The organism is Pseudomonas fulva NBRC 16637 = DSM 17717 (assembly GCF_000730565.1).
In the GTDB taxonomy this organism is placed as follows: domain Bacteria; phylum Pseudomonadota; class Gammaproteobacteria; order Pseudomonadales; family Pseudomonadaceae; genus Aquipseudomonas; species Aquipseudomonas fulva.
Window position 1 is genome coordinate 181,701 of the sequence record NZ_BBIQ01000005.1, and the last position, 20,321, is coordinate 202,021.

Sequence of the window (20,321 nt, forward strand, 5' to 3'; positions counted from 1 at the left end):
ACTTACCGGCCCTGGCTGATGACGGTCGCCTCACCCTGGCCGTTGACCCGCCCCTTGAGTATCCCCCCGGCACCCACGGTCAGCGGCGCCGGCCAGCGCATGCTGGCCCCAGGCAATACATAGCCCAGCAGTCCTTCTGCAACAGGCTTGGCCTGGTTGCCTTGCTGCACCACCACATCGGTCAAGCGTGCATGCACAGGGCCAGTGTTTCGCAACTCGATATACGGCTTGCCCTGAACCATGACCGGCTGCCAGGTCAGCTGCGGCTTGCCTACCCCCTGCTCGTTGCGCTCGCCGTTCGGGTCCGGGCGACCCCAGAGGCCCTCCCCGTAAACGAATAGCGGCACCGAGTAGCGCATTTGCAGGCGAATCGCGGCCGTGGTGCCGGCCTCGGCCTTGTCCACTGGCACTGCTGGCGGAATCTCATCGATGATGATGCGGTAGGCCTGTTCCTGGCCGGCGGGTGCCGCACCGGTGCGGGTCAGGCGAATGAGTTGCTTCTGACCGGGTGCGACAGTGGCGACCGGAGGGCTGCCGATGATTTCACGTTGCGCGCTGAACTGCTCCTCGAAGCGGCCTTGACGCCAGGCAAACACCCGCACTTGAAGGCTTGCCGCCACTGTGCCGCGATTCTCCAGCCACAGCGCCCCAGCCTTCTGCCCCGCTTCCAATACAGGGTCGATGGGCCAGATCAGTACGGACGTGGCGGCCAACGCCGGCTGGCCACCCACACTGCACAGCAGTAACAAGGCCTGGATCCATTTGCTGCGTGCTCTCATGTAGCCCTCCCTGGGACGGTATGTTGGCGAATCGACCGGTCACCAGGTCAATGTCACCTGGACTACGTCGGTATAGGTGCCGGCAGGCACCGTTCCGGGTAGTTGAAGCCTTCCGTAGACAGGCAACCTTACAGCTGCAGGGTCGGCATAACTCACGTTCACGTTCTGCCCAATGCCGATGCCCTGCGCCAATGCAGCATCCTGGTACAACTGGTAGGGCACTACCTGCGTGCCTCCCGTACGCTTGAGGTTTCGCATGCCTGCGTTGGCGTTCTGGCCAGCATCCAGGCTCATGCTCAACACGACCCCAGGCGTGCATTGCAGCGACACGCTCGAACCGTCCAATGCCGTACTCAACACGGCCGTGGACAAGGCCGACTGCGTACCGTAGTTCAGGGTGCCGTACTGCGTGGCGCCCCCTGTGACCAGACAACCGGCGACAACCTGCGCGTTCACCGCAAAGGTACTGGTGGTGGCTGCACCCAGCGGGCCAGCCAGCATCAGCAGACAGCCGGCAACGCTCCCTGTACGCCAGACGCGCATGTCTCAGAACGTCAGCTCGACGGCGACGGTGTCGGTATAGACACCCGCAGGCAACCCGGCCTTGCCACGCGCTTGCCCATAGAGATTGACGGTTTGCGCTACCCCGGTGCTGGTCGGCAATGTGATCGTGCCGTCGATGGCCAGCAACTGCGTGCGCCCCGCATCGGTATAGAAGTCATAGGGAACGAAATTGCCGGCGCCGTCTGCCAGAGCACGGGTGCCACCGGTGGACTGGCCATCGTGGGCGCCTGCGCGTACCCGAATGGCGGGCACCGTGCCCGCGGAACACAGCACGCTCAGTGCCCCGCCGCTGCCGCCGAGTACCTGCGCGTTGGCCGTACCGAACAAGGCATCCTGAGTACCGAAGTTGAGGCTGCCGAAATTCAGGCCTGAGGTGCCAGAACTGCCGTTGACCTGACAAGCCGCAATCAGGGTCAGTGTCGAGTTGATGGTACCTGTGACGGTGGCTGCCGGCGCCTGGGACGCCAGCGCCATGCCCAGCCCGGCGAGGATACAGCGTGAGAGGTGGGTTCGCATCGATATCTCCTTGATGGGTTACCAGTCCAGGGTCACTCTGAGGGTGTCGCGATAAAGGCCAGCGGGTAGCGCACGAGGCTGTGCGACCAGCACGCCGTAAATGGGAATAGGCATTTGCCGAGTGCTGTTGATGACAAAGGGCCGAGCCTGGCCGACCGGGTAGTGGCTGCGGCCCGCTGGATCGACAGCCAGTTGGTACGGGATCAGTTCGCGCCCATTGCTCAGGCGACGTATTCCGTCATCGCCGTTCATGCCAGCGTTGATACTCACCTTGAATGCACGCACCTCAGGCGTACAACTGATCTGCAAGCGGCCTTGGGTGCCAACGTCATCTACCCGGCTGCGAACAGGTTCTTCCCAGTTGGGGCCGCGGGCACCGAAATCCATCAATCCAGGGTTGGCCAGTGTCGCAGGTTGCGTTTCATCACTACTGATCTGGCAAGCAGCACTGATGATCAGTTGCGCCTGGATGAAGCCGGTGGTGGTGCCATGCGCCGCGCCGCCCGGTATGAGCAACGGGCCGAGCGTCAGCAGCAGCATTGATGATCGGTTCACAGCTTCACATCCTTGTGCATGGGTTTACCTACCAGGTGACCGTCACTTTGAGCAGATCGGTGTACCGCCCTGCCGCAGGGGACCAGGCCAGCTTGTCCAGCCTCGCGTACAACGGCAGGTCGACCTGGCCGCTGCCAGGGACCCGCGATGACTGTGGCTCATCGACCATCAACGGCTGGCGTCCGGCGGCATCCCGGTACAGCCGGTAGGGAATGGGTCTGGCACCGGAGCCTGAGATAGCCAGGAACCGCACGGCCCCGCTCCCACCATGCTGGCCGGCGTCCACACGTACCTGGTAAGGCGTGTCTGGATTACACGCCAGGCGGGGTACAGAGGGCCCCAACAGCGTCCCACTTCGAGGGGCCTGCGGCCCATCCAATCGTGACACTGCGCCAAAGTCGATGCGCCCGAGTGCTTGTGCACCCGCCTCCCGGGCAGGGTTGACGAGCATGCAACCGCGCTCTACCAACACCCTCACTTCGACCAGAAAATCTGCCGCCAGAGCACTGCCCAGCGGCAGCAGGCCCAAGAGCGCGGCAAACGCGTGCTTGTTCACGTCAGCGTCCCTGTCATTCACACTGTTTTCAAGATTAGCAGCGGGCTTACCCTCAAACCGTTCGACACGCCTGTTTTTTGGTATTAGCAAAAAAGCACTAACGGCTGTGGCAATACCTGAAAGTGCTTGGCAGCTTACATGCGAGATGCGTTTTGACCGCCAAAGCAAGGCAGGCCTAGCGATATTCTGATAGGGTGTATCGCCACCATCCTGCCCCAGACCCATGCGGCATGCAGGTCCCAAACGACAGGAGCGTTTTCTTCGATGACTACCGACCAAACACTTGCCCAGGCGATCGAACGCTGCGCTCAGGAGCCCATTCAAGTGCCGGGTAGCATCCAGCCTCACGGGTTTGTCCTGGTGCTCGATCCCGAGCATCTGCACATCCTGCAGGTCAGTGAAAACATCGTGCAGTGGCTGGGCAGGCCTGCCGAAACATTGCTCGGTTGCAGCTTCGACGAGATCGTCCAGGCTGGCTTCGACATGCGCCAGCACCTGGCGCGGCTGCCCAAAGACGAAGCCTTTCCATTCCATATCGGTGATGTGCGCTTGCACGACAGGGCACCTTACCGAGAGGAGCTTCATCTGCTGGCACACAGGCATGACGGTGTGCTGATCGTCGAGCTCGAGCCACCCAGAGTCCCCGAGGACCTGACTGCCCAGGGTGATTACTACCCGTTGGTGCGCGCCTTCGTCAGCAGCCTGCACCTAGCGGGTAGCCTGGAGGAATTGCTGCAGCAGACCGTGGTTCAGCTCAAGCGTGTGACCGGCTTCGGACGGGTCAAGGCCTATCGCTTCGACGCCCATGGCAACGGTGAGGTCCTGGCCGAGGTTGCCGACCCGGGTTATCCCAGCTTCCTGGGCCTGTGCTTCCCTGCCTCGGATATACCGCGTCAGGCGCGTGAGCTCTATCGGGTCAACCGCATCCGCGTCATCGAAGATGCCAATTATCAGTCGTCACCCTTGTTACCGCCGCTCAACCCAGTCACTGGCAACCCGCTGGACATGAGCTTCACAAGCCTGCGTAGCGTATCGCCCGTGCACCTGCAATACATGCGCAACATGGATACGCTGGCATCGATGTCCTTGTCCATCGTGGTGGATGGCCAGCTGTGGGGGCTCATTTCGTGCCATCATGCACAACCCAGACCAGTGGCTCTGCGCACGCGTACCGCCTGCGAGCTGCTGGCCAGCGTACTGTCGTTGCAGATCGAATCCCGTGAAGCCCACGCCAGCACCCGTCAGTTACTGGAACTTCGCCAGTACATCGTGCGGATGATTTCGTCCATGGCCGACCATGACAGTGTCAGCGAAGGCCTGCGCGCCTTGCCCGATGTACTCATGGCCTTTGCAGGCGCCCAAGGCGCTGCGATCATTTCAGCCGAGTACTGCGAGCGGGTCGGCATCACCCCGCCAGAGGCGCAGGTCAACGCGCTGGTACATTGGCTGGCCCGCCAAGGTGAGGATGTATTCCAGACGGATAATGTACGCCGTGACGTCAGCGAGCTGCCCGAACTGGCCGAGCATGCCGGCGGCGTGCTGGCAGTGGCCATCTCTAAAATTCACTCGCACTACCTGCTGTGGTTCCGGCCTGAGCAGGTGCGCACCGTCCAATGGGCTGGGCAGCCCACCAAGGAAGTCGCACCGCTAGGCAACCTCGCACCTCGCCATAGTTTCGAACGCTGGCAGGAGCAACTGCATGGCTATTGCGCACCGTGGGACCCGCTGGTCATCGATGGCGTCATGGAGTTGCGTACTGCGGTCTTGGGTATCGTGCTGCGCAAGGCTGAAGAGCTGGCGCAGATGGCCAACGAATTGCGCCGCTCCAACAAGGAGCTCGAGGCCTTCTCGTACAGTGTTTCCCACGACCTGCGTGCGCCCCTGCGCCACATCGCGGGCTATACGGAGTTGCTCGGCGAAATGGAAGGCGCCGGTCTGAGTGAACGTGGCAAGCGGTTCTTGCAACACATCGGCGAGGCTGCTCATTTTGCCGGCAACCTGGTCGACAATTTGCTACATTTCTCGCAAATGGGTCGCTCTGCCCTGCGGATGTCGGACGTGGACCTCAACGCGCTGGTCGAAGCCATTCGCGCCGAACTGGCACCCGACTACGCCGGGCGTGAGATCATCTGGGACGTCGCGCAGCTGCCCCGCGCCTACGGTGACCCGGCATTCATCAACCTGGCATTGAACAACCTGGTGGCCAACGCCATCAAATACACCCGTGGACGTACACCTGCCCGTATCGAGATCACCGCAGTGCAGCATCCAACCGAGACCGAGGTCTGTGTCCGGGATAATGGCGTGGGCTTCGACATGGCCTATGCCAACAAGCTGTTCGGCGTCTTCCAGCGTTTGCATCGCATGGAGGATTTCGAAGGTACGGGCATCGGCCTGGCCAGTGTTCGCCGCATCATTGAAAGGCACGATGGCCGTGTCTGGGCCGAAGGCCAGATCGACAAAGGCGCCAGTTTTCATTTCACATTACCGCGCCCATCCGCGACGCACTGAGGCACCGCACTTACCATGCTAAAACCCATCCTGCTGGTCGAGGACAACCCTCGAGACCTGGAGCTGACGCTCCTGGCCCTGGAACGTAGCCAGTTGGCCAACGAAGTCATCGTGCTGCGTGACGGCGCAGATGCCCTGGATTACCTGTTGCGCCGCGAGGCCTACGCTGACCGCGACGACGGCAACCCTGCCGTGATCTTGCTCGACCTCAAGCTGCCGAAAGTCGATGGGCTGGAAGTACTCAAGGCGCTGCGTGCCTCCCCGGAGCTGCGCAGTATTCCGACCGTGATGCTGACTTCGTCCCGCGAAGAACCCGACCTGCTGCGCGCGTACGAACTGGGCGTCAACGCCTACGTGGTCAAACCCGTCGAGTTCAAGGAATTCGTTGCCGCCATTTCCGACCTGGGCATCTTTTGGGCAGTACTCAACGAGCCACCACCCGGCTCGTTGCGCTTGAACCGTCGCGGCAACTGAGGCCTGCACCACGATGCAGTCTACCCCGCTGAACCTACTGATGGTCGAAGACAGCTCGATGGACGCCGAGCTCACCCTGATGCGCCTCGAGCGTAGCGGGCTGCGCATCCAGTCTCACCTGGTCTTCGATCACAACGGCGTCGAGCATGCCCTTCGCGAAGGGCGCTATGACCTGATTCTGTGTGATTGCGTACTGCCGGGCTCATCGGGCACCGAAGTGCTTTCGATCGCCCAGCGCCTGGCCCCTGATGTGCCCTTCATTTTCCTCTCCGGTATCTACGGAGAGGAACATGCGGTAGAGATGATCCGCCTGGGCGCCACCGATTACGTGCTCAAGAAAAACCTGCCGCTGCTGCCCAAAGCCGTGCGCCGTGCTCTCACCGAGGTGCAGGAGCGCCAGCGCAGACGCCGTGCCGAGGAGGCCTTGGCTGAGGTAGAAGCCCGCGCGCGCATCGCTATCACCGCTGCGGGCATGGGGACCTGGGACTTGAGACCTCAGGAGGGGTTGCTGGCGTGGGATGAACGCTGCAAGGCGTTGTTTGGCCTGCCGCTGGACACCGAGATGAGCCTGGAGGTGTTCTACGCTGGCATCTATCCAGACGACGTCGAGATGGTTCGCAAAGCTGTCAACCTGGCCATGCTTCCGGACAGTGGCGGCAACTATCGCATGGAATTTCGCATCGTGCCGCCCGATGGCCAGGAGCCCCGGTGGGTGCTGAGCAGTGGCCAGAGCCAGTTCGTCGACGGCAAGTGCGTACGTTTTTCAGGCGTTCTTCAGGATGTTCACACCCAGCGCGTGGCCACTCAGGCATTGCGCCAACTCAATGAAATGCTCGGCGAGCGTGTCGAGCGACGTACCCGTGAGCGCGATCGTGCCTGGGAGCTCTCCCAGGACCTGCTGGCCGTGCTCAACCACGACTTGACACCGGTGGCGCTCAACCCGGCCTGGGAAGCCAGCCTGGGCCTTTCGCGGGAACGCCTGAGCCAGTCTTCGTTGCTGCACCTGTTGCCGGAGCCGGATCAGGAACTGCTGCTGACCGAACTGGCGTCGCTGGCCCATGGACGCACCAGTGCCCGTTTCGTGGGCCGGATTCTCCACGCAGGCGGCCAGCAGCGCTGGCTGTCATGGGTCGTGGTACCCGAAGACACCCTGCTCTACGTAGTCGCGCGGGACATTACCAGCGAACGTGAAACTGCAATGGGCTTGGCTGAAGCCAACGCCCGTCTGCGTGAACAAATCAGCGAGCGTGAGCGTATCGAGGCCGCCCTGCAACAGATGCAGCGTCTGGAGGCGGTGGGCCAGCTTACCGCGGGCGTGGCCCACGACTTCAACAACTTGCTGACCGTGATCCTGACCGGGGCGAGCTTTCTGGAGCGCGACCTGGTAAAGGCCGATGTCGAGAAGGCACGAACCCGGCTTACCCATATCAGGGAAGCGGGTGAACGCGGAGCCAAGCTGACCTCGCAGTTGCTGGCATTTTCCAGGCGCCAACGGCTCGAACCCGTGCCGCTGAACCTGAATCGCACGCTTGATGGCCTCGAAGAACTGCTACGCCGCACCCTGGGCGGCAATGTCTCCGTACGCCTGGATCTGGACAAATCGCTCTGGCAGGCGCTTACAGACCCGACCCAGACCGAGATGATCATCCTGAACCTTGCGATCAACGCCCGCGATGCCATGCCGGAGGGTGGGCAATTGACCCTGTCCACGCGCAATACGCGCATTGACGACTTGCCACGCCGCCCGGAAGATCCGGACCCCGGCGAGTACGTCATGATGAGCATCCGTGACACGGGGTGCGGCATGAGCGAAGAGGTACTGGCCAAGGTCTTTGAACCGTTCTTCACCACCAAGGATATCGGCAAGGGCTCTGGCCTGGGCCTGGCGCAGGTCTTCGGGTTTGCCAAGCAGTCGGGCGGCGGTGTGCGCATTGATACCGCACCGGGCAGCGGTACCGAAGTGGCCGTCTATTTGCCTGCGGTGAAGGACCAGGTCGCGAGCGAACCGGAACCGCTGCCATTGACCCATACCATCACCGAAAGCGGTTACAACCGTAACGTGCTGCTGGTGGATGACGACCATCTGGTGCGCGACATGCTGGGCGATGTCCTGCGCCAATATGGGTATCAGGTTCGCCAGGCACACAGTGGGGAGCAGGCACTGGCACTGCTGGACGATGATATCGACTTGCTTCTTACCGATTTCGCCATGCCTGAGTTCAATGGCGCTCAGCTGGCCATGGCGGCGAGAGAGCGCTACCCCAAGCTGCGCGTGGTGTTCCTGACGGGTTATGCAGAGCTCCAAGGGCTGGACCTGCCCGACAGCCTGGTCATTCAAAAGCCAGTACAAGCTGACGAACTCGCCAGGGCACTGAACGAGATGCTGGGTACAGCGACCTGACGCAGAGCACCATGGTCCGCCCCGCGCGGCTTTTGAGAGGAGGCGCATGACACGATGCGCCTCTCGATCAAAGGCCACCCGCCAAAAAATCCCGAATCGCAGAAACGACGAATTCAGCGCTGGTAGCCCATGCACTGAAAAAGAAATGTAGAAAAATGGCAGGGGCGGCTGGATTCGAACCAACGCATGGCAGGATCAAAACCTGCTGCCTTACCGCTTGGCGACGCCCCTGTATCGGATGCAGCTGAAGCTGCTCTGAAGATTCCAAGTAACTGACAACGCGTTGTTGTCTTGGAATGCGCGGCACTTTATCAACAATGTTTGGGTTTGGGAAGCCCTCTGATAAAAAAATTACCAAAAAACAGCGAGTTAGTCTTCAGCAGCGGTTGAGCGCTACCGTTCGTCGCATTCCTGCCCCTTCTCGTCAACGCAATCGCAAACCTTCATTCCAATGGTTATCGCCACTGTCATGCCCCAAGGAGGATGCCATGCCCGTATCACACGATTTGTACCAAGACCTGCACTACCCTCGTGAAATCGTTCAGCAACGTCGCCAGACCGATAAGGACCTGGACCGTTTGCTCGACGAATACGTCGACATCGATAACCAGGTGCTGGCCGCCGAATCCATCTCGGCAGGCAATTTCGAGGACGACGACCTTCGTCGCCTCAAGGAGCGCCGGTTGGCCGTGAAATACATGATCGAGAGTCAGCTGCAACTCAAAGCATGAGCTGCCCGTAGGCTGTGACCTATCGCAGCAAGCGATCAGTCGATGTCACTTTCTCGATTGGTCACACAGCCCAGGCTGGTGCAAGATCCTCGCTACCGTCTGTTACAAGGAAACGAGCCATTGCCCGCCTGGTTACCTGCCCCGCTGCGCCACCTTGGCAAGCGCCTTCGTCATCGTGCAGTGGCGCCGAGCAACGATTTGGCTGCCGCCTTCGATGACAAGGCGCGTCGATGCGGCTTCACGCTTAGCGAGAGCCAACGTCAGGCCATCATCTGCCTGTCCCAGCAGGTTGAACGGCACAGGACGGGGCAAGCGACGGGCGTGTACCTATATGGCCCGGTCGGTCGGGGTAAAAGCTGGTTACTCGACAGCTTTTTTCAATGGGTGCCCAACCCATCGAAACTGCGCTGGCACTTCCACGACTTCTTTGCCCGCCTGCATCACGGCGTGCACCGCCACCAAGCGACGGGCAATGCCATTGGCATCACGCTCGACGAGTTGACCGAACAAAACGACATCCTGTGCTTCGACGAATTTCATGTGCATGACATTGGTGATGCCATGCTACTGACTCGATTGTTCGAGGCCCTGTTCGCACGGGGCACGTTGCTGGTGCTCACCAGCAACTACGCACCTGAGGGGCTGTTGCCCAATCCGCTTTACCATCAGCGGTTCCAGCCTGTGATCGACCTGATCAACCGTTGCATGGTCATCAAGGAAGTCGGCGGTGAAACGGATTTTCGCAGCCTGCCGGTCAACCGGGCGCTGCAACGTTTCACGCAGGGCCGTTATGTCTGGCCCGGGACCGGTGCGCAGCGCCAGTCCCTGCACATGCCGAAGGGCCACGGCGATACCCTCATGGTCAATAATCGCCCACTACGCGTGCAGGGCGCTGAGGGTGACCAGATCAGGTTCACCTTCGAAGACCTGTGCGAGCAGCCCACAGCCGTGATCGATTATCTGGCATTGGCTCGGCAATATTCGCACTGGATCATCGAGGGCCTGGACGGTTTGGAGGCGTGTTCGCTTGCTGCCCAGCAGCGTTTCGTAAACGTGGTGGACGTGCTCTACGACCAGGATCGGCAACTGACCCTCATTGGCTCGCGCCCGCTGGCGGAAAGTCTCGAGGGATCGCTGCCAGACCTGATGCGCACCCGCAGTCGCCTTGGCCAGCTACAGCAAATGGGCCCCGCAGGCGCCGAAGGCTGAGCAGGGTCGGATTTGCCTTCTCAGCTTGCCCGCGCAAGCCCTGACAGCACCGCTTCGATTTCTTGGAGCACTGCCGGATCGTCCACTGTAGAAGGCGGCGTGTACGCTTGGCCATCGGCGATCTTGCGCAGCACCGCGCGAAGAATCTTGCCAGATCGGGTCTTGGGCAGACGCTTGACCAATCGGACTTGATTGAAGCAGGCCAAGGCGCCAATCTCCTCGCGGACGCTGGCCACGAGATCGACCAGCAGCTGCGATTCAACGATGCCGGCGCCGTCCTTGAGCACCACCAATGCCAATGGCACCTGCCCTTTGATGTCATCGTGAACGCCGATCACTGCACACTCGGCGACAGCAGCATGACGCGCGACTAGATCCTCCATCTCACCTGTAGAAAGACGATGCCCGGAAACGTTGATCACATCGTCCGTGCGACCCATGATGTAGACGAACCCGTCTTCATCGAGATACCCGCCGTCACCTGTGTGATAGTAGCCAGGGTACGTGCTCAAGTAGGCCTGGACATAGCGCGAGTGATCGCCCCACAACGTCTGGCTGCAGCCTGGCGGCAACGGCAGGGCGATGACGATTGCGCCCTGGTGATTGGGGCCGGCCAGATGCCCTTCGTCATCCAGCACCTGCACGTGGTACCCAGGCACCGCACGATTGCTCGACCCTGCTCTTGCCGCGCTCCCCTCGAGCCCCACGCAGGGCGCAGTCACCGGCCAGCCGGTCTCGGTCTGCCACCAGTGATCATGCACCGGCTTGCCGCTTACCCGTTCCAGCCATTGATGGGTACTGGAATCGAGTTTTTCGCCTGCCAGGAACAACTGGCGCAGTGAACTCAGGTCATGCTTGCGCAGCAGTTCGGCGTCAGGGTCCTCCTTGCGGATGGCACGCATGGCTGTGGGCGCACAGAACAGCGCATTGACCTTGTACTGCTCCACTACGCGCCAGTAGGCAGAAGCATCCGGCGTGCGGATGGGCTTGCCTTCGTAGAAGACGCTCGTGCAGCCGCACATCAGCGGCCCATACACGATCAACGAGTGCCCCACCACCCAGCCCACGTCGGAGATACCCCACCAGACATCGCCTGGCTGCATGCCGTAGACGGTGCGCATGGCATAGAGCAGCGCAACGGCATTACCGCCATTCTCGCGAACGATGCCTTTGGGTTTACCGGTGGTTCCTGAGGTGTACATGATGTACAGCGGGTCTGCCGCATCCAGCTCCACAGGCGCCACTGGCTGAGCATCGACGACAGCCTGAGCCCAATCCAGGTCTCGGCCTGCCTGCAACGGCGCTTGCGCATGGGGCCGTTGCCAGACCAACACGTTGCGCGGGCGGTGCTGGGCCAGTTCCAGAGCGCGATCGACCAACGGCTTGTACTCGATGACGCGCTCGAACTCCAGCCCACAGGAAGCGGTTAGCAGCAACACCGGGCGCGCATCATCGATACGCAATGCCAGCTCATTGGCCGCAAACCCGCCGAATACCACCGAGTGAACAGCACCGATGCGCGCGCAAGCCAACATGGCCATGGCGGCCTGGGGCACCATCGGCATGTAGATGATGACGCCATCGCCTTTTTGTACCCCAAGCTGGCGCAGCAGGCCGGCCAGTCGCGCGACTTCTTCGCGAAGCTGAAGGTAGGAGAGCGTCTGCTGGGTGCCGGTCACCGGGGAATCGTAAATCAGCGCCAACTGATCTCCCCGACCCTGCTCGATCTGGTGATCCAGAGCCAGGTAACAACTGTTCAATCGTGCGTCAGGAAACCACCGGTGAGTGCCATCGGCATTGTTCTCGAGAACCACGGTGGGTGCGCGGTACCACGCCACCGAGCGCGCCTGCTCTGCCCAGAAGGCGGCGGGGTCGGTAATGGATTGGGCGTAACTGTGCTGATAGCTCATGGTGAGTTGACCCGATGTTGTTGTTCTTGAAGGGCGAACGCTGAGTATGGATGTCCTGCACCCAGGCGCCAGGCGCGATATGGCCTAACTGACCTGCATTTTTGCAGCGTGGGCAAAAGCCATTCAATGCGGCGATAAACTCACTAGAATAGCGACCAGTTTTTACGGTGAGCACCTCAATGGACATCGATCAGGCCCGCACTTTTCTGGAGGTCGTGCGCAGTGGCAGCCTGGTGGCGGCTGCAGAGCGCCTGTGCGTGTCGCAGACAGCAGTCACCGCCAGGTTGCAGCGGCTCGAGCAGCAACTGGGCTGCACCCTGTTCACAAGAAGCCGGACTGGCGCCCGCTTGACCAGCCACGGCGAAGCCTTCGTCGGGTATGCCAACCAGCTGGTGCAGACTTGGGAGGCAGCACGACGCGACCTGCCCCTGCCACCGGGCTATCAGCAGGTGCTGCACCTTGGCGGCGAGGTGAGCCTTGGCAACCCGATGATGCTCGACTGGGTCACTGCGCTGTACCAGGAGCTTCCTGGCCAGAGCATCCACAGCGAAGTGAGCGATGGCGAATCATTGCTGCGCAAGGTGGAGATGGGCGTACTTGACGCCGCGCTGGTGTACCAGCCGATCTACGGGCCGGGCTTGCAGGTGGAGCAGCTGATGGAAGAAAAGCTGGTGCGGATCCGGCGGGTCGAGCGGCCGGAGCCGTACATCTACATCGACTGGGGTGAGGCGTTCCGCCGGCAACATGACGCCGCCCTGCCCGACTGCGCCCGCGCCGCACTGCGCTTTAACCTGGGGCCGCTTGCCTTGCAGTTCATCCTCGACAAGGGCGGGAGCGGCTATTTTCGCACGCGAGTGGTGCAGGCTTACCTGGACAGTGGCGTCTTCGAGCGCGTACCGCACGCGCCGGAATTTACCTACCCCACTTTTCTGGTCTACGCCCGCGAGCGTGACAGCGACGCGTTGCAACAGGCCCTTGGCATCCTGCGCCGGCTTATCGCAGCCGAGGCCAGCGACTGGTCACAACGCTGGGATCCGACGCTCTGAGGCATTGGCGCTGCTGAGCAACTGGCGCTTGAGCCCGGCGATCAGGTCGGTCTGGGTGACCACCCCTACCAGCACGTCGCCGTCGAGCACCGGCAGGCAGTGCAGCCCCTGCTCGCACAGCAGCGGCAGCAGGCGCTCCAACGGGTGTTGGCTGCTGACACTGACGACCCGGCGGCTCATCACCTGCGCCATGCGCACGGGCTTGCGCCCGAACAGCCCCCGCCAGCTCAAACGCGCCTGCTGCATCGCCGGGCCTACCAGGTCGCTCAGGCTGACGATCCCCACCAATGCGCCGTCCTGCACCACCGGCAGGGTCTTGACATGATGGCTGTCGAGCAGCTTCCAGGCTTGCTGCAAGGTGGTGTCAGGGCTGACGAACTGTACGTCCTTCGACATCACCGACGCCGCCGTGATGCCCCCTAGGCTGCGCTGCAGGGCGTGCTGCTCGGTGGCGAGGATGATGCGCTCCAACTCGTCACGGGTTACGTCGACGAACTCGCCCAACTCTTCCAACGCCTGATCCAGATCTTCACTGCGGATGCCAACGCGCTCACTTGGCAGCGGGTCGTGAGTGTGGTGCAAATCCTTACGCGGTGCAGCGCCTTTGGGGTAGCGCACACCGGTCAAGCGGTTATAGACGATGGCCACCGCGACGAGAATCAGCGCGTTGAGCAGTACCGGCTCCAGCAGATGGTCACCCAGGGCGGTCAGCCCTGGGTCGGCCAGAACCGCACTGACCGCCACTGCGCCACCGGGCGGGTGCAGGCAGCGCAGCAAGCACATCACCAGGATGGACAGACCCAGGGCCGCGGCAGCGACCCAAAGCCCGGGACCAAAACCGCCCCGCATTGCCAAGCCAACGATGCCGGCCAAGGCATAGCTGCCAAGCACTGGCCAAGGCTGTGCCAGGGGGCCTGAATGAACGGCGAACACCAGCACCGCCGAGGCTGCCAACGGCCCGAGCAGGTGCAAGGCGATATCCGGGCCATAAGCCAGGCTCGTGAGCCAGCCTGCCAGGAACAGGCCGACCAATGCGCCGACACCGGCACGCAGCCATTGGGTGGGAGGGATGTTCATGGGAGCGGGTAATAGCCACTGCAGAAGACGTTCGGTACGCGAGGCAGGCATGTCGTTTCGGGTTCTGTATAGGTCTGGACGAAAAAGGAACCGTAAGCCTTGGCCAGTGGTGCGCGGTATTGACAGTTGTCTTGGACGCCGGCGAGCGAAGGCTACGAGGAGCGATTCTGCCGAGCGACGTCGATTTGGGCTAATTCAAAAAAATGTGGCAGTGGTGCATTTTTTTTGCAGTACAGCTGTTTGCCTGCTGGGAAGGGGGAACCGGGCCGCGCTGTGGGACTCAGCGCTGGTCACAGGCTACGGCGCGGCAATTGGATATCCACACGCAATCCGCCCATCGGGCTTTCTAGCAGTTGCAGCTGCCCACCCCAGGCCTGGACGATGTCACGCACGATGCCCAGCCCCAGACCATGCCCATCGACTTCCTCGTCAAGGCGAGAGCCCCGTTCGAGCACTTGCACACGTTGCTGATAGGGGATGCCAGGGCCATCGTCGTCGACCCACAGCTGGTAATGGTCCTCGGAGGTTGCGATGCCCAGGTGTACCTCACTGTCCGCCCATTTGCAGGCGTTATCCAGCAGGTTGCCCAGCAGTTCCAGCATGTCTTCGCGATCCCAGGGCAGCAGCAGGCCAGATGGCACGGCATGGCTCAGCACCAGGCCCTCGCCATGGATCATGCCCAAGGTGCTCAGCAACCCTGGCAACTCCTCATCACAGGCAAATTGCGCACCTGGCAACGCATCGCCTGCCAGGCGTGCGCGGTTGAGCTCGCGGGCCAGGCGCTGCTCGATCTGCTGCAACTGCTCGCGCATCTGTGCACGGACCTCAGGCAAGCCCTGCAGGCGCTCGTTGGACGCCAGGCTAAGCAGTACCGCCAGGGGTGTTTTCAGGGCATGGCCCAGGTTGCCCAGTGCATTGCGCGAGCGTCGCAGGCTGTCTTCGGTATGGCTGAGCAAATGGTTGATCTGGCCAACCAACGGCACCAGCTCACTGGGTACTTGGGCATCGAGTTGGGAGCGCTGACCCTGCTGCAACTGGGCGATTTGCTGTCGAGCCCGCTCCAGTGGGCGCAGCGAGCGGGTGACGGTCATGCGCTGAAGCACCAGCACCAGGGCCAGCGCGACCAGGCCCATGCCCAGCCCAATTTGCTGAAGGCGCCGGAAGCCTTGGCGGACAGGCGAGTAATCTTGGGCGACACTGATGGATATATCCTGCCCCAGGCGCCGGTAATCAGCACGCAGCGTCAGCAACTCCTGCCCCTCAGGACCAAGCTCGTGCCGGTCCGACAGACCAGGGGCCGACGGTTTGGGCAGGTTCATGTCCCACAAGGAGCGTGAACGCCAAGTGCCTTGGGCAAAGTCGATGCGAAAGTAGTAGCCAGAAAACGGCCGCTGGTAAGCCGCCGAGATGCGTTGCTCGTCGAGCTGCATGCCTGCAGGCCCGCGCACCAGTGCTACCAGCAGGTTCTCGCTTTCGTTGCGCAGGCCGTTTTCCAGGTAGCGTTGCAACCCGGCTTCGAACAGCCATAGCGTCAGCTGCGCCAGTACCACCCCGACTACCACCAGCACGGCAATCAGGCCCAGGCTGAGCCGCGCCTGGATCGACTTCACGCAGCGCTCCCGGCGTATAGGTAGCCCTGGCCGCGCCGTGTCTCGATCACCGTACGGCCAAGCTTGCGGCGCAAGTGGTTGACGTGAACCTCGAGCACGTTGGAGTCGCGCTCGGTCTCGCCATCGTAGAGGTGCTCAGCCAGGTGGCTTTTGGACAAGATCTGCTGGGGATGCAACATGAAATAGCGCAACAGGCGAAATTCTGCAGCCGTGAGCTGAATATCGACGCCCTCGCGACTCACGCATTGGCGACGCTCGTCCAGATGCAAGCCGGCAGCTTCGAGCTTTGGCTGGTTGGCAAGCCCACGCGCGCGGCGCAGCAGCGCCTGAATGCGTAATTGCAATTCTTCGGGGTGAAAAGGTTTGCTGAGGTAATCGTCGGCGCCGGTCTTCAGGCCTTCGATGCGCTCGGCCCAGGAACCACGTGCCGTCAGGATGAGTACGGGTGTCAGTAGACCGCCTGCACGCCACTGCGCCAGGACTTCGAGGCCAGGCAACCCTGGCAGACCAAGGTCCAGGATGATCAGGTCGTACGGTTCGCACTGGCCCTGATAGACCGCATCACGGCCATCGGCCAGCCAGTCGACGGCGTACCCCTGACGCTGCAGCGCCGTGGTGAGTTCGTCTGCCAACGGGACGTTATCCTCGACAAGCAACAAGCGCATTCAGTCATCTTCCTCATCTTTGAGCAGGGCGCCAGTAGCAGCATCGAGCTTGATTTCCCGTACTACGCCGTCAACCGTCAGCAACTCGACCTCGTACTCATAGCGGTCGTCGTCTTCTTCAAGCTCTGCCTCCAGCAAACGCGCGCCTGGGTGACGGGCCATGGCCGTCTCCAGCAGGTGTTCTAGCGGTAGAATCACGCCCTTCTGGCGCAAAGCCAGTGCCTCATCCTGGTCCAGGTCACGGGCAGCGGCCAGCGAGCACGCGGCCAGCAGGGCGAGGGCCAGATAGCGCGCTGCCCGTGGTGGTGGGTTCATCAGTTGTCTCGCTCATCCTTCAGCAGTTCACCGGTCTTGGCATCGAAGGCCACGTCCCACTCCACATTCTGGGGATCGCGCAGTTCGACCTTGTACACGTAGCGGCCGTATTCGTCTTCAAGTTCCGAGTCCTTGACGGTGGAACCCGGGTGCTTGGCAATCGCGGCCTTCTTGAGTTCATCCAGGGACTTGATGGTCTTGTCGTTGACCAGTTTGACCACTTCGTCAGGCTGCACATCCTTGGCGAATGCAGCAGTGGCACCCAACGACAGGGCAGCGGCGGTGAACAGTGCAGTCAAGGTTTTCATCGTTCGTTTCTCCATAATGCTGTACACGTTGTCTACGCAATCAACATTAACCAGCAGTCCTTAACTCAACCTGAAAACAGCTGGCCGCATGATAGCGCAGCCGGCAGACACCCGGACACACCTCGAACTGCTGCATCACTCTATAATGCTGCGCCCGTCGCCGCAGAGGACCACCATGAGCGCCATACACGTCAAGTACCCCGCCCTTACCCTGAAGGCTGGCTATCGCGCCTTGCGCCAAATCAGAGAGCGCGGGCTGCAGGCTGTCGACGTCGGCGTGCTCCCAGGTGCAGCAGGGGGGCCGAAACCGTTGGGCATTCAGGGCCTGGACCTGGCGCTGTTCGGCCAGTTCCTGCCATCGGCCCCTCGCCCGCGCGCGCTGATCGGCGCATCGATTGGCGCCTGGCGCTTTGCAAGCGCCTGCCTTGACGACCCGGTTGCCGGGTTGCGGCGGCTAGGGGTGCTCTATACCGAGCAGGATTTTGCAAAAGGCGTCACCCCGGCCCAGATCACGCGCAGTTGCCAACGCATGCTCGATGACCTGTTGCAGGGTCGTGACGGCCAGGTGCTGGCGAACCCGGCGTACCGGTTGAACATCCTGGTCGTCAAAAGCCATGGCCAGCTCGCTCACGATCATCGCGGCCGACTGGGTATGGGCCTTGGCTCGGTGATCGCCAGCAACCTGCTGGGCAGATCTCGCCTGGCCCGACATTTCGAGCGCGTGATTCTGCACGACAGCCGCAGCCAGCCACCGCTTGATGCCCTGACGGATTTCCCGACGCGCTGCCTGCCGCTGGACCTGGCTAACCTGCGTCATGCCCTGCTTGCCTCGGGTTCGATCCCCATGGTCATGGAGGGAGTACGGGACATACCTGGAGCCGGCTCCGGTATGTACCGCGATGGCGGGCTGCTGGACTACCACCTTGACCTGCCCTACGGGGGCGATGACCTGGTGGTCTACCCGCACTTCACCGACAAGGTCGTCCCTGGCTGGTTCGACAAGGCCCTGCCGTGGCGCAAGGGCGATGCCAGGCGCCTGCAGAACGTACTGCTGCTGGCGCCCTCGCCGGCCTACCTGGCAACCCTGCCTCACGGGAAGCTGCCCGATCGAAACGACTTCAAGCGCTTCATGGGCGATGCACCGGCGCGCAAGCGCTACTGGTACAAGGCCATCGATGAAAGCCAACGCCTGGGCGATGAGTTTCTGGAATTGGTCGCCACCGGGCGGCTGCATGAACGACTGCAAGCCTTGTGATGGGCATGCTGGTAAACTGCGCGCATTATTGATTCAGACAGAGTTTGACTGCGTGGAAATCTTCAAAGAATTTACGTTCGAATCCGCCCACCGCCTTCCCCATGTGCCCGAAGGCCATAAATGCGGGCGTCTACATGGGCATTCGTTCAAGGTCGGCCTTCATCTGACGGGTCCACTCGATCCGCATACCGGCTGGATTCGCGACTTCGCCGAAATTAAGGCGGTGTTCAAACCCATCTACGAGCAGCTCGACCATAACTACCTGAACGACATCCCTGGCCTGGAAAACCCCACCAGCGAAGTCATTGCCAAATGGATCTGGGATCAGGTCAAACCGTTGCTGCCAGAACTGTCCAAGGTGCGTATCCACGAGACGTGCACCAGTGGTTGCGAATACAGCGGGGACTGAGCCCGTAGGCAGGCTCGTCAAGCGCTGACGCTCACGCCCACAACGCCTTGCCTGGTCCGGCGTCCTGGGGACCCAGCAGCGAACCTGCCCCGATCCAACTCCACCCGATCAGCAGCGGGCAGCCGTCTCCAGCACATGAATCGTTAGCGAACCGTGCTGCCCTTGCTGGCCCGTGATCAACCGACGGCCATGCTGGGGCCACAGCAACGTCGCAGGTCTGCCGCTCAAGTGCTGCAACTGCACATTGAGGACAGATGTACCTTCGTCCAAGGTTTTGGGATCAAGTCCTTCGAGCTTCCAGAGAAAGTCTGGGAGCGCTCGCTGGCTGGTCCAGCGCTTGGCCAGGCTTGTCGTCCAACCGCGCTGCTCTCTTAGGGTAAAGTCGAGGCGCCTGCCGTGACTGTCGAGCGGCCATAGCTCATAGACATGGCTGTTCCCATCGCTGTAGGCGGCAAACCAAAAGTGGTCGCATGCCATGCGAAATTCGGCGATGTTCCAGCGATTCCCAAAGAAATCATTCGTCTCGACCACTAGCCCAGCTCTGGGAGACCACTCGCTGCCTTCGTCGAACCTTGCCGTTACCAGGCCTCCTGCGGTTGATTCACCGTCAGGCCGCCACCAGGCACGTCCAATGAAGCTGTATTGAGGCTGAAATCTGTACCTGGCACGCGCCTTTTCCAGCGCCGTTCCCCAAGCCCACTCGCGAGCCTGATGACCATAGTCGAGAATCTCCAGTGCTATCCGGCCAGGCTCGCCGCGTACGGTATTGATGAGCGATGCGTCTGCTTCTTTATAGCGCCTTACGCGATGCCCTTGGGCATTCTCCAGAATCAGGTTGCACATTCGCGCACCGCGCTTGATACCGGCGTAGTTCATCGCCTGCACCGACCATAAATGGGTGGGATTGGAAAGACGCGGCTGCCCGGCGCTTGGCTCATTCTCGCGTTTGACCGCAACGTACCCCGACACCGTAGAGGGATTGTTGTAGAGGATACGGTTTAACGGCCGCCACCCGCTGTCGTAAGGCCGGATTTCGTAGCACAACTTCGCCCCATCCTCCCCTGAGGCAGCAACGTAGGCACCGAACCAGAACAGCTCGCCATACCGGTGGCCGTCCTTGGTGTAGTCCTCTGGCGCCAGTTGCAGTGGCCCCTTTCCCTCGGGCTCAGCTCGCCAGTAGTTATACCAATGATCGTTGTGGATACCGGCCCCGCCGACGTGAAGCCACATAGGGGCAAGCTTGTCCTGGTAGTCCCACCATCGATCCGGCTGAATCAGCTCGTCGGTCAACTGCCACCAGCAGCGGGCAAGAAACGAGAGTTCAGGATGATAAATGTAGTCGGTCATGATGGCTCACTCTTGGGTCGCAATGTGAGCTAAACGCTAAGCAACGCCGGCCGCGCATTGCAGAAGGAAGCGCTCTACATCAA

The 20,321-nt window shown here is 61.5% G+C and carries 20 protein-coding genes and 1 tRNA gene; 8 read left to right on the plus strand and 13 right to left on the minus strand.

Going from position 1 to position 20,321, the window contains the following annotated elements; all coding sequences use genetic code 11:
* Positions 1-2 precede the first annotated feature (2 nt).
* From PFU01S_RS07640 to PFU01S_RS07660, 5 genes are read right to left on the minus strand one after another with little or no spacing between them, the layout of a single operon-like run.
* The gene (locus PFU01S_RS07640; RefSeq protein ID WP_028686951.1) at positions 3-779 is read right to left on the minus strand and encodes a fimbrial biogenesis chaperone; all 777 of its coding nucleotides are present in this window, start codon (positions 777-779) and stop codon (positions 3-5) included.
* Between the two features lie 39 nt (positions 780-818).
* On the minus strand, positions 819-1,322 hold the full coding sequence (locus PFU01S_RS07645) for a Csu type fimbrial protein (protein ID WP_028686950.1): 504 nt from the start codon (positions 1,320-1,322) through the stop codon (positions 819-821).
* A gap of 3 nt (positions 1,323-1,325) precedes the next feature.
* Positions 1,326-1,859 (minus strand): Csu type fimbrial protein, encoded by a 534-nt coding sequence (locus PFU01S_RS07650; protein ID WP_023536078.1) that lies wholly within the window; start codon positions 1,857-1,859, stop codon positions 1,326-1,328.
* Positions 1,860-1,877: 18 nt separating this feature from the next.
* On the minus strand, positions 1,878-2,414 hold the full coding sequence (locus PFU01S_RS07655; RefSeq protein WP_027914632.1) for a Csu type fimbrial protein: 537 nt from the start codon (positions 2,412-2,414) through the stop codon (positions 1,878-1,880).
* A 28-nt stretch (positions 2,415-2,442) separates the two neighbouring features.
* Positions 2,443-2,970: a Csu type fimbrial protein gene (locus tag PFU01S_RS07660; protein WP_033736750.1), complete on the minus strand. Its 528-nt coding sequence runs from the start codon at positions 2,968-2,970 to the stop codon at positions 2,443-2,445.
* Between the two features lie 264 nt (positions 2,971-3,234).
* On the opposite strand from PFU01S_RS07660, the gene PFU01S_RS07665 reads away from it, so the two are divergent.
* The 3 genes from PFU01S_RS07665 to PFU01S_RS07675 are packed head-to-tail and all read left to right on the plus strand — an operon-like array spanning position 3,235 to position 8,356.
* On the plus strand, positions 3,235-5,481 hold the full coding sequence (locus PFU01S_RS07665; RefSeq protein ID WP_028686948.1) for an ATP-binding protein: 2,247 nt from the start codon (positions 3,235-3,237) through the stop codon (positions 5,479-5,481).
* A 15-nt stretch (positions 5,482-5,496) separates the two neighbouring features.
* A complete protein-coding gene (locus PFU01S_RS07670; protein ID WP_027914629.1) occupies positions 5,497-5,955 on the plus strand; it encodes a response regulator in 459 nt (152 codons plus the stop codon).
* A gap of 13 nt (positions 5,956-5,968) precedes the next feature.
* The gene (locus PFU01S_RS07675; protein WP_027914628.1) at positions 5,969-8,356 is read left to right on the plus strand and encodes a hybrid sensor histidine kinase/response regulator; all 2,388 of its coding nucleotides are present in this window, start codon (positions 5,969-5,971) and stop codon (positions 8,354-8,356) included.
* A gap of 156 nt (positions 8,357-8,512) precedes the next feature.
* On the opposite strand, the gene PFU01S_RS07680 is transcribed toward PFU01S_RS07675, so the two are convergent.
* Positions 8,513-8,587 (minus strand) — tRNA-Gln (locus PFU01S_RS07680).
* Between the two features lie 257 nt (positions 8,588-8,844).
* Between PFU01S_RS07680 and PFU01S_RS07685 the strand changes: the two genes are divergently transcribed.
* Positions 8,845-9,087: a hypothetical protein gene (locus tag PFU01S_RS07685; RefSeq protein ID WP_027914627.1), complete on the plus strand. Its 243-nt coding sequence runs from the start codon at positions 8,845-8,847 to the stop codon at positions 9,085-9,087.
* A gap of 120 nt (positions 9,088-9,207) precedes the next feature.
* Positions 9,208-10,296, plus strand: coding sequence for a cell division protein ZapE (zapE, locus tag PFU01S_RS07690; RefSeq protein ID WP_028686947.1), 1,089 nt, complete (start codon positions 9,208-9,210; stop codon positions 10,294-10,296).
* Positions 10,297-10,316: 20 nt separating this feature from the next.
* Here the strand turns inward: zapE and PFU01S_RS07695 are convergent, their stop codons facing one another.
* On the minus strand, positions 10,317-12,206 hold the full coding sequence (locus tag PFU01S_RS07695; protein WP_028686946.1) for a propionyl-CoA synthetase: 1,890 nt from the start codon (positions 12,204-12,206) through the stop codon (positions 10,317-10,319).
* 179 nt (positions 12,207-12,385) lie between these two features.
* On the opposite strand from PFU01S_RS07695, the gene PFU01S_RS07700 reads away from it, so the two are divergent.
* On the plus strand, positions 12,386-13,252 hold the full coding sequence (locus PFU01S_RS07700) for a LysR family transcriptional regulator (RefSeq protein WP_028686945.1): 867 nt from the start codon (positions 12,386-12,388) through the stop codon (positions 13,250-13,252).
* Here the strand turns inward: PFU01S_RS07700 and PFU01S_RS07705 are convergent.
* The 5 genes from PFU01S_RS07705 to PFU01S_RS07725 all read right to left on the minus strand — a co-directional run bounded on the left by PFU01S_RS07705 (position 13,226) and on the right by PFU01S_RS07725 (position 17,227).
* Positions 13,226-14,380: an HPP family protein gene (locus PFU01S_RS07705; protein WP_028686944.1), complete on the minus strand. Its 1,155-nt coding sequence runs from the start codon at positions 14,378-14,380 to the stop codon at positions 13,226-13,228. The two genes, PFU01S_RS07700 and PFU01S_RS07705, sit on opposite strands and share 27 nt — an antisense overlap.
* 239 nt (positions 14,381-14,619) lie before the next feature.
* Positions 14,620-15,939 (minus strand): sensor histidine kinase, encoded by a 1,320-nt coding sequence (locus PFU01S_RS07710; RefSeq protein WP_028686943.1) that lies wholly within the window; start codon positions 15,937-15,939, stop codon positions 14,620-14,622.
* Positions 15,936-16,604: a response regulator transcription factor gene (locus PFU01S_RS07715; RefSeq protein ID WP_027914621.1), complete on the minus strand. Its 669-nt coding sequence runs from the start codon at positions 16,602-16,604 to the stop codon at positions 15,936-15,938. The genes PFU01S_RS07710 and PFU01S_RS07715 overlap by 4 nt, the downstream gene beginning before the upstream one ends.
* Positions 16,605-16,919: a PepSY domain-containing protein gene (locus tag PFU01S_RS07720; RefSeq protein WP_027914620.1), complete on the minus strand. Its 315-nt coding sequence runs from the start codon at positions 16,917-16,919 to the stop codon at positions 16,605-16,607.
* On the minus strand, positions 16,919-17,227 hold the full coding sequence (locus PFU01S_RS07725; RefSeq protein WP_027914619.1) for a PepSY domain-containing protein: 309 nt from the start codon (positions 17,225-17,227) through the stop codon (positions 16,919-16,921). The genes PFU01S_RS07720 and PFU01S_RS07725 overlap by 1 nt, the downstream gene beginning before the upstream one ends.
* 175 nt (positions 17,228-17,402) lie before the next feature.
* On the opposite strand from PFU01S_RS07725, the gene PFU01S_RS07730 reads away from it, so the two are divergent.
* Together PFU01S_RS07730 and queD are read left to right on the plus strand one after the other, a co-directional pair.
* Positions 17,403-18,482 (plus strand): patatin-like phospholipase domain-containing protein, encoded by a 1,080-nt coding sequence (locus PFU01S_RS07730; protein WP_028686942.1) that lies wholly within the window; start codon positions 17,403-17,405, stop codon positions 18,480-18,482.
* 52 nt (positions 18,483-18,534) lie between these two features.
* Complete coding sequence (gene queD, locus PFU01S_RS07735) at positions 18,535-18,891, plus strand: 6-carboxytetrahydropterin synthase QueD (RefSeq protein ID WP_033695042.1); 357 nt, start codon at positions 18,535-18,537, stop codon at positions 18,889-18,891.
* A 108-nt stretch (positions 18,892-18,999) separates the two neighbouring features.
* Here queD and PFU01S_RS07740 read toward each other — a convergent pair whose 3' ends face one another.
* Entirely contained in the window at positions 19,000-20,238 is a 1,239-nt protein-coding gene (locus tag PFU01S_RS07740) for a hypothetical protein (protein ID WP_028686941.1), read from the minus strand.
* Positions 20,239-20,321 lie beyond the last annotated feature (83 nt).

Coding starts and splice junctions, on each gene's coding strand:
- PFU01S_RS07740 (WP_028686941.1), bottom strand. CDS start 20,238: ATGACCGACTACATTTATCATCCTGAACTCTCGTTTCTTGCCCGCTGC.
- PFU01S_RS07725 (WP_027914619.1), bottom strand. CDS start 17,227: ATGAAAACCTTGACTGCACTGTTCACCGCCGCTGCCCTGTCGTTGGGT.
- PFU01S_RS07695 (WP_028686946.1), bottom strand. CDS start 12,206: ATGAGCTATCAGCACAGTTACGCCCAATCCATTACCGACCCCGCCGCC.
- PFU01S_RS07640 (WP_028686951.1), bottom strand. CDS start 779: ATGAGAGCACGCAGCAAATGGATCCAGGCCTTGTTACTGCTGTGCAGT.
- PFU01S_RS07705 (WP_028686944.1), bottom strand. CDS start 14,380: ATGCCTGCCTCGCGTACCGAACGTCTTCTGCAGTGGCTATTACCCGCT.
- PFU01S_RS07675 (WP_027914628.1), top strand. CDS start 5,969: ATGCAGTCTACCCCGCTGAACCTACTGATGGTCGAAGACAGCTCGATG.
- PFU01S_RS07700 (WP_028686945.1), top strand. CDS start 12,386: ATGGACATCGATCAGGCCCGCACTTTTCTGGAGGTCGTGCGCAGTGGC.
- PFU01S_RS07715 (WP_027914621.1), bottom strand. CDS start 16,604: ATGCGCTTGTTGCTTGTCGAGGATAACGTCCCGTTGGCAGACGAACTC.
- PFU01S_RS07665 (WP_028686948.1), top strand. CDS start 3,235: ATGACTACCGACCAAACACTTGCCCAGGCGATCGAACGCTGCGCTCAG.
- PFU01S_RS07720 (WP_027914620.1), bottom strand. CDS start 16,919: ATGAACCCACCACCACGGGCAGCGCGCTATCTGGCCCTCGCCCTGCTG.
- PFU01S_RS07650 (WP_023536078.1), bottom strand. CDS start 1,859: ATGCGAACCCACCTCTCACGCTGTATCCTCGCCGGGCTGGGCATGGCG.
- PFU01S_RS07730 (WP_028686942.1), top strand. CDS start 17,403: ATGAGCGCCATACACGTCAAGTACCCCGCCCTTACCCTGAAGGCTGGC.
- PFU01S_RS07685 (WP_027914627.1), top strand. CDS start 8,845: ATGCCCGTATCACACGATTTGTACCAAGACCTGCACTACCCTCGTGAA.
- PFU01S_RS07645 (WP_028686950.1), bottom strand. CDS start 1,322: ATGCGCGTCTGGCGTACAGGGAGCGTTGCCGGCTGTCTGCTGATGCTG.
- PFU01S_RS07670 (WP_027914629.1), top strand. CDS start 5,497: ATGCTAAAACCCATCCTGCTGGTCGAGGACAACCCTCGAGACCTGGAG.